This window comes from Streptomyces endocoffeicus, from assembly GCF_016741935.1.
Classification (GTDB): domain Bacteria; phylum Actinomycetota; class Actinomycetes; order Streptomycetales; family Streptomycetaceae; genus Streptomyces; species Streptomyces endocoffeicus.
The window spans coordinates 1-13231 of sequence record NZ_JAERRG010000022.1; the positions used below are offsets into that span (position 1 = coordinate 1).

The 13231-nt window shown below is 65.3% G+C and carries 11 protein-coding genes; 4 read left to right on the forward strand and 7 right to left on the reverse strand.

Annotated features, from left to right (window positions below):
- Positions 1 to 85 precede the first annotated feature (85 nt).
- On the reverse strand, positions 86 to 979 hold the full coding sequence (locus tag JK364_RS38470; protein WP_230993171.1) for an RNA polymerase sigma factor SigF: 894 nt from the start codon (positions 977 to 979) through the stop codon (positions 86 to 88).
- Between the two features lie 98 nt (positions 980 to 1077).
- Positions 1078 to 2403: an MFS transporter gene (locus tag JK364_RS38475; protein WP_443732270.1), complete on the reverse strand. Its 1326-nt coding sequence runs from the start codon at positions 2401 to 2403 to the stop codon at positions 1078 to 1080.
- A 119-nt stretch (positions 2404 to 2522) separates the two neighbouring features.
- On the opposite strand from JK364_RS38475, the gene JK364_RS38480 reads away from it, so the two are divergent.
- From JK364_RS38480 to JK364_RS57715, 4 genes are all read left to right on the forward strand, one after another.
- On the forward strand, positions 2523 to 2912 hold the full coding sequence (locus tag JK364_RS38480; protein ID WP_201856060.1) for an ArsR/SmtB family transcription factor: 390 nt from the start codon (positions 2523 to 2525) through the stop codon (positions 2910 to 2912).
- 123 nt (positions 2913 to 3035) lie between these two features.
- A complete protein-coding gene (locus tag JK364_RS38485; protein ID WP_201856061.1) occupies positions 3036 to 3698 on the forward strand; it encodes a DUF4232 domain-containing protein in 663 nt (220 codons plus the stop codon).
- Positions 3699 to 4831: 1133 nt separating this feature from the next.
- Positions 4832 to 7273 (forward strand): tetratricopeptide repeat protein, encoded by a 2442-nt coding sequence (locus tag JK364_RS38490; protein WP_201856062.1) that lies wholly within the window; start codon positions 4832 to 4834, stop codon positions 7271 to 7273.
- Between the two features lie 373 nt (positions 7274 to 7646).
- Positions 7647 to 8948: a GNAT family N-acetyltransferase gene (locus JK364_RS57715; RefSeq protein ID WP_201856063.1), complete on the forward strand. Its 1302-nt coding sequence runs from the start codon at positions 7647 to 7649 to the stop codon at positions 8946 to 8948.
- Positions 8949 to 9092: 144 nt separating this feature from the next.
- On the opposite strand, the gene JK364_RS57180 is transcribed toward JK364_RS57715, so the two are convergent.
- From JK364_RS57180 to JK364_RS38515, 5 genes are all read right to left on the reverse strand, one after another.
- The gene (locus JK364_RS57180) at positions 9093 to 9221 is read right to left on the reverse strand and encodes a hypothetical protein (RefSeq protein ID WP_269146353.1); all 129 of its coding nucleotides are present in this window, start codon (positions 9219 to 9221) and stop codon (positions 9093 to 9095) included.
- A gap of 314 nt (positions 9222 to 9535) precedes the next feature.
- Positions 9536 to 10465, reverse strand: coding sequence for a 3-deoxy-manno-octulosonate cytidylyltransferase (locus JK364_RS38500; protein ID WP_307841505.1), 930 nt, complete (start codon positions 10463 to 10465; stop codon positions 9536 to 9538).
- A gap of 35 nt (positions 10466 to 10500) precedes the next feature.
- On the reverse strand, positions 10501 to 11052 hold the full coding sequence (locus tag JK364_RS38505; protein WP_201856064.1) for an NUDIX hydrolase: 552 nt from the start codon (positions 11050 to 11052) through the stop codon (positions 10501 to 10503).
- A gap of 5 nt (positions 11053 to 11057) precedes the next feature.
- Complete coding sequence (locus JK364_RS38510; protein ID WP_201856065.1) at positions 11058 to 12179, reverse strand: adenosylhomocysteinase; 1122 nt, start codon at positions 12177 to 12179, stop codon at positions 11058 to 11060.
- Between the two features lie 31 nt (positions 12180 to 12210).
- Positions 12211 to 13209 carry an NAD-dependent epimerase/dehydratase family protein gene (locus JK364_RS38515; RefSeq protein ID WP_307841506.1) on the reverse strand — a complete coding sequence of 333 codons (999 nt, stop codon included), beginning with the start codon at positions 13207 to 13209 and terminating at the stop codon, positions 12211 to 12213.
- Positions 13210 to 13231: the final 22 nt, after the last annotated feature.

A 13231-nucleotide genomic window follows, 5' to 3' on the forward strand; every position in this document is an offset into this window, starting at 1 on the left:
GAGAATTCTCCGGCCGGGCCCCTTCGGTCGTGTTCTGTGCAGTGCGGCGGCAGTGCCCTCTCGTACGCGGGCCTGCCTCGCGGGCCTACTCCTCGGTGAGCATTCCGCGCCGCAGTCGGCCGAGCGCGCGGCTGAGCAGCCGGGAGACATGCATCTGGGAGACGCCGAGCTCGGTGCCGATCTCCGACTGCGTCATCTCCTCGCCGAACCGCATCTGCAGAATGCGGCGGTCCCGCTCACCGAGCTGCTCCACCAGCGGCTTGAGCGCGTGCAGGTTCTCCACGGCCTCCATGGCCGGGTCGACGTCGCCGAACCGGTCCGCGTACGTGGTCACGCGGGTGGCGCCGCCCTCCTGGTCCGCGGGCGCGTCCAGCGAGGTGGTGAGATAGCCGTTGCTGGCCACCAGTCCGTCGACGACCTCGTCCTCGCTCAGCCGCAGATGCTCCGCGAGCTCGGCCGTGGTGGGCGACCGGTCCAGCCGCTGGAAAAGCTCCTCGTTCGCCTTGGCGAGGTCGATCCGCAACTCCTGGAGCCGGCGGGGGACATGCACCGCCCAGCTGGTGTCGCGGAAGAACCGCTTGATCTCGCCGACGATATACGGAACGGCGAAGGTCGTGAACTCCACCTCACGGCTCAGGTCGAACCGGTCGATCGCCTTGATCAGCCCTATGGTGCCGACCTGGACGATGTCCTCCATCTCCACCGAGCGGTTGTGGAACCGCCGGGCGGCGTACCGGACCAGCGACAGATTGAGCTCGATGAGGGTGTTCCGCACGTACTGGTACTCGTGCGTCCCCTCCTCCAGCTCCGTCAGCCGGTCCAGAAACGTCTTGGTCAGCACCCGCGCGTCCTTGGGCGCCACCTTCGCCGGATCGTCCACCGTGGGCAGATCGACGGGGCCGGCGGTCTGAACTCCATCAACTGCAATGTCATTTACGCGAACGTCATGTGCCTGCTCAGCTTCCGCTGTTGTCAGCATCGACATCGTCGCGGGTGCCGTGTCGTTCACCGTCGCACTCCCTGTATCGGCTGCATGCTTAGGCTGATTGGGGTCCCGCCTACCCACCCTCCATGTCCTCATGCCTCTTTCCTCTGGACGGACGGCAGGCCGATGAGCACCACCAGGCCTCCGACGAGGGCCAACGCCATGAGCACGGCTCCGAAGACGGTCGCCCCCGCCGTCAGCCCCACCGCGTCGCTGAGGTAACCCACCGTTACCGGCAGTACGCCCGCGGGCACATAGCCGCCGACGTTGAGCGCCGCGTTGGCCTCCGCCAGACGGCTCGGCGGAACACTGGAGTTGAGCAGCGACAACCCGCCGAGCTGCCCCATCCCCTGCCCCGCCCCGGCCAGCAGCGCGGCGGCGACGAGCAGCGGCACGGAGGAGGCGCGGACGGCGGCGATGAGCGCGCCCATGCCGATCGTCGTACTGACGGCACCGGCGAGGAGGATCGTCCGCCGGTCCAGCCGCTGGACCGCGAACTGCGCACCGGTCGCGGTGAGGAACATCACGAAGGCCATGGCCCCCGCGACCACGGGGCTGGTGGTGTCCAGCAACCCCGAGAGCAGCGACGGCCCGAGGGAGAGCACGAACGAGGTGGCGGTGATGCCGGGCGCGAAGACGGCGATCCCCATGAGGAGTTCCCCGCCGCTCCCCCGAGGCACCCCGGGAATCCGCACCCAGGCGCCACCCGCGGACGCGGACCGTGCGGGCGCGACGGACCGTGCGGGCGCGACGGACCGCGGAGACGCGACGGACCGTGCAGGCGCGACGGACGAACCACGCACCGGCACCGGCATCCGCACCACGACCAGGACCGCCGCCACCAGCAGCACCGCCTCCAGGGCGAACACCCCCTCGCCCAACACCCCCGCGAGCAACGGCCCAAGACCGGCCCCGAACACCATCGCGCAGGAGGCCAGCAGCGCCGCCAGCCGCCGCCGCGCCGGCCCGGCCACATCGGTCACCGCCGCCATTCCGGCGGAGACGACGGCACCGACCGCGATCCCGCTGAACAGCCGCGCCACGATCAGCGCCGCCACGCTCGACGCACTCGACGTGCTCGACGCGCTCGACGCGCTCGCGAAGATCGCGCACGCCGCCAGCGCGAGCCCGAGCGCGGGCAGCAGCACGGGCTTCCGCCCCACCCGGTCCGAGACCACGCCCGAGACCAGCAGCGAACCGATCAGCCCGACGATGTAGCAGGCGAAGATCACCGTCAGGGTGCCCTTGGAGAACCCGATCTCGCGCTGCCACCGCACATACAGCGGCGTGGCCGCGTTCGACAGGACGAACACCGCGGTCACCGGCCACGCGGCGGTCCACACCCACCGGGTGGCGACGCCGCCCGCCCCTCCGTCGGCCTCCCGCTCACCCGAGACCGCCCCCGCCCGACTCCCCACCACGACAGCTCCTCCCGACAAACACGCAGTACGACTTGAGTCGAACTTAGCATGCAGTACGATTGGACTCGTACAAAGAGCCGCGCACCGAGGACCCACAGCACCTACAGGACCCACCCATGACCCCCCAAACCACCGAAGAAGACACACGCCCCGCCATCAAGGCACTCCCCGAACCCCCCGACCTCCCGCCCCCGCTCCCGGAGCCGGCCGTGGAGGAAATCCGCCTGGAGACGGTCCTGGCGGCGCTGAGCGATCCCCTCCGCCTCCGCATCGTGTGCAAACTCCTCCTCGAATCGGAGCAGTTCGATCACACCTGCGGCTGGTTCGGCCTCGACCGCCCCAAGTCCTCCCTCACCCACCACTTCAAGGCCCTCCGCGAGGCAGGCATCACCCGTCAGCGCCAATACGGCCTGGAGCGCCGCAGCCACGTCCGCGTCGCCGACCTCAACACCCGCTTCCCCGGCCTCCTGGACCTCGTGGCCGACTGGACCCCACCCGAGCGGTGACGGCGGGCGTTAGCCGGGCGTTAGCGGATCGGCAGCGGTCGTTAAGAGAACGCCAGCAGCGGCCGACACCATGGATGGTGCGTGAGCAGGAACCGCACACACCAGAAGCCCATGGGGGTCGTCATGTCGCACCACATTCTCAACCGCCGTATCCGTAAGGCCGGTGCGGCCGCGCTGATCGCCGCCGCCTCGGCCGTCGCCCTCACCGCCTGCGGGAGCAACGACTCCTCGTCCGACGCCAAGGGGAGCTCCTCCTCGAAGTCGTCGCAGTCGGACGCCTCCATCCACAGCCAGGCGGGCAACAAGACCGACAAGCAGGCAACGACCCTGGGCTCGGGCGCCAACAAGGCCCAGGCGACCTCCGAATGCCAGCCGGGCACACTGCGCGGAACCCTGGACGACGCCGGCACCTCCCAGGCGGGGATGAACCACCGGGGCACCTTCCTGAAGGTGACGAACACCGGCGACGAGACCTGCGTGATCAGCGGCTACGCCGGGGTCGCCCTGGAGGGCGCCGGCCACACCGCCATCAAGACCACCGCCCGCCACGGCAGCACCTACTTCGCCACCGACCCGGGCACCCACCCGATCACCCTCGCCCCGGGCAAGAGCGCCTGGGCCGACCTGGTGTGGACCACCACCGGCGCCGGAACCGCCCACGCGAAGTACCTGCAGATCTCCCCGACCGGCAGCAACTCCCACAGCACGGTCGCCTTCAACCAGGACCTCGACAACGGCACCCTCTCCCTGACCGCCTGGTCCACCAAGCCCCCCATCAACAGCTGAACCCCCGAAAACCCAAAGAAGCCCAGCCCGGACACGGTCCGGGCTGGGCTTCTCACTGAGCCGCCTAAGGGAATCGAACCCTTGACCTACGCATTACGAGGGCCTGCAAGATCGTGACGGGTGGTGCCGAGTGATCACGGCAGGTCCTGTTTTATCTGGTCAGAGGCTTGCCGGTCTGGCTGGCGTGACGCCCCATCCAGCGGGCGCTGCGCCGTCCGCTCACGTATCGCTCACGCAATCCTGCCCTTCGCAAAGCTGGGAGTCGCGCTGCGCTGCTTCTGCATCTTCTCGATCCGGCGGCATGGAGTCTCCGCCTTGTGCTTTTCGCGCCGCAGTTCCTCTTACGCGTAGGCCAACTGCCCCGCGAGGCGATCTTGGTCCGCCACCGCACCTTCCGCCTTGCCGACCTGGCTCCAGCGCCGCGTACAGTTCCCGCCTCGACATACTGAACGTGACGTACCTGGACCGGATGTTCGATGGCCGTAGCAAGCCAACTTTCCTCAAACGCCAGCGCCCCGTGATGCGCACCCTGTAGAACGCAGGTCGAGTGCCCAAAACTCGCCTTCAGGGGACAGCGTGACGGATATGACACGGCGTGCATTTGCAGCAGCCCTCACTGTGGTCATCGCAGCAGGAGTTGGAGTAGTCACCAACATTGCGACAGACCAAGCAGCTTGGGGGTGGTGGACAGCCCTGACCGTGCTCGTGGCCCTAGGAGCGGGGCTCCAGCTCTACCTGAATGCCGTATCCCCACCTGGTGACGATCGTGCCGTACGGGCACAAGGCGCAGGCTCCGTCGCCGTCGGAGGCTCAACGCAAGGGCCAATCAGCACGCAGGCAACCGGCTACAGCTCCAACTCCGGACAGAGAGACCTTCAGCAGTCGGGCACTGTGGCTGCGGGACCTGGCGCAGTGGCCATCGGGGGCGACGCCGGCGACTCCATCAACACGAACGTGAGCGAAGACTGATGAGGAATGGGGGACGCCGCCGTCCAGCAGAAGCAAGCGGAGAAGCAGCGGTGGCAGTGGCGGGAGATAATTCGGGGCCAATAGTAACGAATCCAACATTCATCATAACCGCGCCAGACAGAGAAGGTAATTCTCCCGGTAGACCCCGCTTGCTGCCGCCTGCAGTGAGTGATTTCACCGGGCGCGAGGAGGAGCTGCGCCTCCTGGTAAGAGTCAAAGGGAACCAGGAGGCGCAAGCTACAGTTTTGATTACAGGAAAGCCTGGTGTCGGAAAAACCACCCTGGCAGTTCAGAGCGCCTATCAGCAATGGGCATCTTACGGCGACGGTGATCTATATGCGGATCTCCGCGGAGCAGACAAGAATCCTGCATCACCCAAGGAGATAATGGGTCGCTTCCTCGGAGCATTAGGTGTACCAGAGGAAGAAATCCCGGGGGATCACAATTTACGACAGGACACCTATCGAAGAGTACTTGCAGACAGACCCCTCATTATAATTCTCGACAATGCAGTCGACGAGAGCCAAGTGCGCCCTCTAATACCTCCAGGAGGATCTGCACTTGTATTCATTACCAGTCGAAGTCAACTGAGCGGGCTGGAATCCGTGCAGCGCATGGATCTAGAGGTGTTCCAAACTCCAACTTCACTCGACTTCTTCCAGAAAATAGCCGGTAAGGCCGCCATCGACAAAGACGAGAAGAGCGCAAAAGAGATTGTGCAGGCATGTGGGCACTTGCCACTCGCTTTGCGTATCGCCGCGAACAGAATAGCCTGCAGCAAGGGCATGTCTTTGGCTAACCTTGCCACCGAACTGCGAGACCAACATGAACTACTTGAAGCGCTTGAGGTAGGAGACCTCGCGGTGCGAGCGGCATTCAACCTTTCTTACAGGAGGTTGGGGAAAGGCGCAAAGAATGCCTTCAAGCGACTCTCCGGTGTGCCAGCAGAAGATTTTGGTGCAGGAATATGTTCAGCACTCTTGGATGTTACCGAGCGGCAAGCATCAAAGACGCTGCGAAAGCTTTCTGAGGCGAATCTCATCGAACCTTCGGCAAAGTTCGGACGGTTCAAGTTCCATGACCTGCTGAAGGCGTACTCTCGCGAGCTAGCTGAGGCCGACTCCCCGCACAAGAGTGCTGCCGCCACAGGCCGCATGCTGGACTGGCTGCAGAATTCATCACTGACGGCCCACTTCGTCTTAATAGGTCAGCTAGACAAACTTCAGAGGGAATGCGAGTTTGTCGCAAAAATCGAGTCCATCGACTCAGCCACCGACTGGATCCAAGATGAGCTATCGAACGCAATCACGGCTATCGAAATTAGCGCTACAAGGACGCCAGAAAAGGCCACCGCATTCGCGCTTTCGCTTACCGCACTCTGCGAATTCGTTGGAAACTTGCAGCTTTGGGATGACGCGCTCAAGTCTGGCCTAAAGGCTGCAACCCTCCTCAGGGACCCTGAGCAGCAAGTTCTACTCATGATGCAAAAAGTGAATCTTGGACGCCATCGAAGAGATTTCCAGGAGTCACTTGATCTGTCCGAAGAAGTGTACAGGAAAGCGAAATCAATCAAGAAGGCGCGACTTACTGGGCAAGCAGCAAAGCTGCTTGGCACCGCAAGAATGGATTGCGGGAAATATGAAGATGCGATGCCGCTAATCGAAGAGAGCTTGGAAATCTTCAAGGAACTCGGAAGGGAAGATGAGGTAGGACAGGCTCTATACAATCTCGGCGCGATCCACAGAGCCGCAGGAAACATAACCAATGCGATAGATTGCTTCAAACAGGATTTTAGGATCTGTACAGAGGTTGGGGATGAGTTCGGTGCTGCCGAGACCGCCAACACCCTGGCACTAGCCTACGCAGACGTGGGAGAATTCGACGCGGCAGAGAAGTTGCAACAATTGGCCCTAGAAAGCTACGAGAAGCTCGGCAATCCACACAAAATCAGCATGGTGTGCAATGACCTAGGTGTCACCCTTAGGCGCCAAGGGAAATACGAGGAGGGACTTGAACTCCATCTGCGGGATCTTGAACTATCCATCAATGTGGGTAACCAATCAGGAGAAGCGGTAGCGCAAGCAAATATCGCAGAAACATTGCATGCGCTAGGGCGCCTCGATGAGGCTGAGCCTCGCTTCTCGAAAGCGATATCGACTCTAGAGAAACTTGGTGACGAACAGAGATTGGCTCGCACTCTGGTCTGCCAGATTCCAGTACTTTTCGATCTTGGGAAGGTTGACTCTGCGGAGAAATGCCGCCAAAGAGCTACGGACATCCTGATCCGCTACGGACAGCTGACGGACTTGGCTGAAATGCATAACGTGCTCGCCAACGAATACTTCGAGATCGGAGAATATGAAACGTCTTTGGTGAACGTAGAGGAAGCACTCAAAATCAGCCAGACTTTCAGCAATCCATTTCTGCGCGCAGTCTCTCTGCGATTCGGAGTGCGGAGCAGTGCGAAGCTAAATCGGCCAGACGAGGTACGGCGGTACTCGAAAGATATTCAATTACTGTGCAGCGACCATCCCGGCCTCGGGCAGCTTCTGCAAAACGCCACACAGCAACGGTACGGAGTATCACAACAAGGTCAATTGAGTTAGATTTAGACCGTTGACGAAAGTTGACGCGCGGATGACGCGAGGATTCGACTTAAGCCACCAGACGCAGCAGCGGGTCTCAAGAACGCTGAGCTTGCAGCCCACGAGTCTCTGATCCATGTGGTCGGATCACCATGCCGGATCGGCTTGTGCCAAGCCGTTCGAGGGAACTCTCGCGGTCGTGAAGTTCACGAGGGCTCTTCAAAACTGGGAAGGCCAAGCGGGCCCTGGTCGACGGCTCACCACAGGTCTACGCACCACCGCCAACGACGCCAAGCTTCGTACGGGCAGCATAGGTGTGGCATGTTCCCGCTGGCCGCAGCCATCGCACGCAGGGCGCGAGGAAACGCAAGTAGTTGGACGAGGAGCAGAGCACGTGACCGAGCGAACCATCTACCTCGACCCCGACCCACGCGACTGGCGCTCCCGGAAGATCCGCGTCCGCGCCTCTCGCTGGTACGCCACGGTCGGCCTCGACCGCGATGGGTATGTCGACGCCGCGGCCTCGCTGGGACACACCCCCGAGTTGCCCGCCGCCTACACAGAAGCCGTCGACAGGGCGCGTGACGCGTCTATCGACCGCATCTGGTACGACGGCTACCCGGGCAGTTTCTCGTATAGGAACGGCCCGCGTTGGGTCGACCTGTTCGTCCAGTTCCCACATGTCGAGGCCGCGGTCGACGCTATGCGCTTAGCAGAGCTCGACCGCGACTACAGCAGGCTTCATGCGCTCGCCGACCGGCTGACGCTCCCCGTCGATGGCTGGCTTGCTCCCGGCGAGCGGGAGTTGGTCCGCGGCGTTGACTTCGACTCGCAGTCCGGCACCTTCCTGAGGTTCCTGCGCGGCAAGGCCAAAGGGCGCGGAGTACGCCTCAACGGCCGGGCGACCGCCGGGAGTGTGTGGGTTCGCCCGACGCTGTCGCTCGTCGAGAAGCAGCGACGGGAGATGTTTCCCGAGCAACACCCTGGGTGGGAGGACCGCTGGACCGGGTACACCGAGTCGGACGATGCGCCCATCCGTCCCTGGGTGGGCGGCCGAGGCCAAGATCTCAGTTACGGCGCAACCCCCGTTCAGTTCCGCGCTGTAGAGACGCCAGGGAGCGGCGATTGCCCTTGTGGCACAAATCTGCGGGAGCCTTTGGACAGTGGTAAGGAACACACCGCTCACCACGCGGCATGGGCGTTCGGCATTCGGGCACCCAAGAACCTGGATTGGTGGGGTGAACTGGCCGTCGTCACGACGCAGTCACCGATCGCATGGCGGAAGCTGGCCTACCAGGTAGCGCGCATGCCCCAGAAGGAGAACCACTACGACTTCCGCTCATGGTCCCACCTTGGCGAGCCTGAGGTGACCCCGGACAACCTACGGGCGTACCTCTTGAAGGCGAACGGGTACGTCATCGGCTACCTCGCCGCCCATGACGCCAGCGAGCACCGCAGCTGGGATCTGATCGACGCGTCACGGTACGGCGACCAGGACGACACCCTGCGCCCGCGCATCATCCTGATCTGGGTGGCGGACTCCTACCGCCGCCAGGGCGTCGGTGCCACGCTCGTACAGGCACTCGCCAACGACTTCGGGTGCCAGGTCGCCGATGTGTCCTGGTCGAGCCCGATCAGTGACGCGGGCCGACGCCTCGCACGCCAGGTCTCACCCGAGGGCATCTGGGTCAGCTGACCCATCCCGGCAGGCTTCCGTGTCGCCGATCAGCGTGCGGTATTGAAGAGAGGCGCTGTCCGCCGAAGGGCTTCTGCCCCTCGTGGGCCGCGCCGGCCCCTGATACCCGAAGCGAACGGACGGCACATCAACCCCGACGGATGCCTATTCCTCGATCGTCATCAGCTGTCCCTCCGGCGAGGTCAGGCGGGGATTGTGTGCGGCACGCCGGGTGGCGAGCGCACGCCGCGCCGCACAGCGCGCCTCCCGCCGGATCAGGTAGTCGGTCGCCACGCCAGGCGGTCGAGGTAGTACAGCCAGCGGGCGACGCGTACGCTGATCAGCGACCAGATCGCGAGCTCGGGCGCGGAGACGAGCCGTCCTTCCGCCTCGGCCACAGTGCACGCGAAGCCGGGCGGGTGTTCCAGGAGACGCCGATGGGAGACCTCCCGGCCGACCGCGCCGGTGTGCGCGGCGGCCAGGCGGTGATTCCACTCCTCCCAGTCCGTGGGGAACTGGTGGACGAGGATCCGTACATTGATGTCGGAGGGCCTGCAAAACCATGTCGAATGGTGCTGGCTCGTGTCACAGAATCCCGTCGCCCCAGGTCAGGGGGTGCACCCAAGACCCAACATGCCAGCCAGTCCACCCTGTGCCGCCCCATCCGCTCGCGCATAGCTCACAAAGGCGCGAGATCGGTCGCGGGTCTCGGATGAGGATCTGATCTCGTCACACGGTGCAGAACGCCCAGCGGTACCACGCGTGTCGACAGCTCCGCCGTACTGATCGAGGAGGCGCTCGGCCCGCGCCAGATCCTCCGGGGTGTCTACCGCTACACCGTCGTCCAGGACCGGAACCATGTGTACGGCGTGGCCATGCTCGACGAAGCGCAGCATCTCCACTCCCTCGGCGCGCTCCAGGGGCCCCTGCTGGAGTTGTAGGAAGTGCTGGAGAGCTAGGCCGGTGAAGCCGTAAAGACCCAGTTGGCGCAGGTACTTCGGGCGGTCGCCTTTGGGGTAGGGGATGGGCTGGCGCGAGAACATCAGAGCCTTGCTTTGGGCCGAGACAACGACCTTGACGACGTTGTGGTCGAGGACGGCGCCCGGGTCGTGCAGCTCGGCATATGCGTTCACCGCGAGCGTGCCCGGCGGCTTGTAGTCCAGGGCCTCGGAGATGTCGTCGATGGCGGTCGGCGAGATGAACGGCTCGTCGCCCTGGACGTTGATGTACGCCTCGGCCGGCAGGCGCTCGGCGACCTCCGCGACGCGATCGGTGCCGGTGAGGTGCTCTCCGGTACGGATGCACTCGATGCCCAGTTGACGGCACGCCGCTTCGATGCGTTCGTCGTCGGTCGCCACGACAGCTCCCTCGAGACGTTTGGCCTCCAGGCAACGCTGGTGGACATGCCAGAGCAGCGGCTTGTCGCCGAGGACGGCCAGTGGTTTGCCGGGGAAGCGCGAAGCACCCCAGCGGCAGGGTATGACGGCGATGTGTCGGCGCGGTTTGGCACCGGTCGGCTGGGCTGTGGTGACGGCCACGGCGTCCTCCTGGTGGTCGGGTCGGAGTGGGTACTTCAGGTGAGCAGGGCGAGCTTGGCGCGGACGGTGGGTGAAGCGGCACTCGGGAACGGCCGCCATTCGTAGCCGTCGACCTCCTCTTCTTGGAGCGTCACCGCGTACTCTGCGCCGAGGTGGAAGGCCCAGCGGAAGTCCACGTGGTGGTGGGTCGGCTCGTCCTTCGAGGGGTTCGCGTCGATGGTGTGCACGTCGATGTCGAGGGGAACGTCCTCGTAGCCGGAGAGGGGGACGACGGCGCTGGGCGGGATGCCGGCCTCCTCGTGCAGTTCGCGCAGGGCGGCGTCGCGCAGGTGCCGGTCAGCCGGTTCGTTGTGCCCGCCGGGCGCCAGCAGTTTCCCGGACGCTTTGTGCACGATGTGCAGTACGCGCCGGTCGCCGTCGATGAGGATGGCGCTGCAGGTCACGTGGGCGGGGTACGTCTTGCGGCTCGTGGGGGCGTCCGTGCCGGCGAGCGCGGCGAACAGCAGGGTGAGAGAATCGCGTTCGTCCGGGTGGCGGGCGAGGTACGCCTCGGTGACAGAGCGGACGTGGTCGACGGAGGGAGGCATCGGGGTCACCTTTCGAAGTGGCGGAGCCAGGTTCTGGCGATGGTGTCGCGGTCGGCCGCCGGCATCTCGTGCAGTCCGGGCTGGAAGCGGTCGTGGCTGAGTGCGGCGGTGGCGGCGCGTATCTCGGCCTGCACGAGGTGGATGTAGGTGCCGACGGCGGCGCCGTGCACGAAGTTGACGGCACCCCCGTCGGCGAGAACGTAGAAGTAGTGGCCGGTGACCTCGTATCGGGTCAACTGGGGTCCGACGGGCTGGCGTTCGTAGAGGTCGTCAAGGCTGCTGAGTTCGAGCTCGTCCTCGGAGGAGGTCACCGATCCGAGGTACGCGCCGTTGCGCAGGGCGGCGAAATCCTCGTGCCGGAGGGCAAGATTGCCGGTGGCGCACAGGACGAGTTCCGCGTCGTGGACGGCCTCGGTGGTGGACGCGCTGGTGCGGAAGCCGAGGGCGTGCGCCTGCACCCGCTTGACCGCGTCGTGGTCGTACACGGTGACGCGCAGGTCCTGGGCGCGCAGGGTCTGGGCGATGGCGCGCCCGATCTTTCCGAAGCCGATGACGCAGGCGCTGCGGCTCGTGAGGATGTCCCCGCGGGCGCGGACGAGGGCGTCGGTGGAGAACACGATGGACCGGCCGACGAGGTGGTCCTCGCAGTCCTTGAGCGGGGAGCGGGCCACGGACACGACCGGGCACGGCAGGGACCCGAGGGCCGCGTACCGCTGGTGTCCGTTCTCGGTGTCTTCGACGACCCCGAGGACGCGGCCGGAGAACTTGTTCACGAGGGTGTCGAGGCTGGCCGCGAAGTACCCGCCGATGTCGACCAGGACGACGTCCTGGCCGCCGGCCGTGTCCTCCAGGTAGTGCAGGGCCTGGGTCTCGTCGGTGAAACGCTCCCGGGTCAGGTCGTGGACCGGCAGGCTGCGGCGGACGGTGTCGAGGGTCGGCTGGTGGATCGACCGGGGCTTGGGGAGGACGGCGCCGATCGTGGACACCGCGGTCATGGCGCGCAAGAACGCAGGTCGTTCCGGGAGCAGGTGCGTGATGACCAGCGTCGTGATCGCCTGGCTGGCGGGGAACTGCGCGGTGATCCTCCGGAAGAAGGCGTCCAGCCGCGCTCGCTCGGGGGTTTCCATGAGCACTCCTCTCGGATTCCGAGGCGTAGGGCTACGCGGCCCGGCTGTAGTCCGGTACCGGCGCGGCCAGGGCCTGCATGTGGGCGCGCAGTCCGCTGTGGAGGTCGACGCGCGGCTGCCAGCCGAGGACTTCTCCGGCGCGGCCGGGATCGGCACGGGTCAGGAGGACGTCCCCGTTGCGCACGTGGTCCTGCTGGAGCTGGATCTCGCGGCCGGTGAGGCTGTTGGCGATGTTGATCACGTCCAGCAGCGATGCGTTCGATCCGCCGCCGACGTTGATGGCGCCGTGCGCGGTCGGAACGACGGCGGCGGCGATCGTGGCGGCGACCACGTCGTCGATGTAGGTGAAGTCGCGGCGCTGATGGCCGTCTCCGTACAGACGCAGGGGCTGTCCGGTCAGGGCGGCGTACAGGGCGCGGTGGGTGAACATGTCAGCGCGCTGCCGGGGGCCGTAGACGGTGAAGTACCGCAAGGCGACGACGCTGGGGCCGACGGGGCGCTCGGCGTAGGCGAGGCAGAGCTGCTCCTCGGCCAGCTTGGTCACGGCGTACGGGGAGGCAGGATTGGGACGGTCGGTCTCGAGGCTCGCGTCGCCGTCGGTCGGACCGTAGACGCTGGAGGAGGAGGCGACTACCAGTCGGGGGACGCCGATCCGGGTGGAGGCTTCGAGGACGCGGTGGGTGGCCAGCACGTTGGACGCGAGGTAGTCGCCGAACTGCGGTCCCCAGGAGGGCCGTACACCGGGGATGCCGGCGAGGTGGAAGACCGCGTCGGCGTCGATCAGGAGCGGGTCGATCGCGCAGTGGAGGAGGTCGGCCGTGACGTGGTGGTATCCCGGGCGTCCTCGCAGCGCTGCGAGGTTGGCGGCGGCCGTCGGGTCGGTGGACGGGTCTCGGCGGTCCACGCCGATCACGGTGGTGCCGGCCTGGACGAGGGCGTGGGCGAGGTGTGAGCCGATGAATCCGGCGGAGCCGGTCACCAACGCCCGTCGGGGGGCAGCGTTGGTCGGGGGCTGCTCGTGCTGTGGCACCGGGATCTCCAGAGAGGTGTCG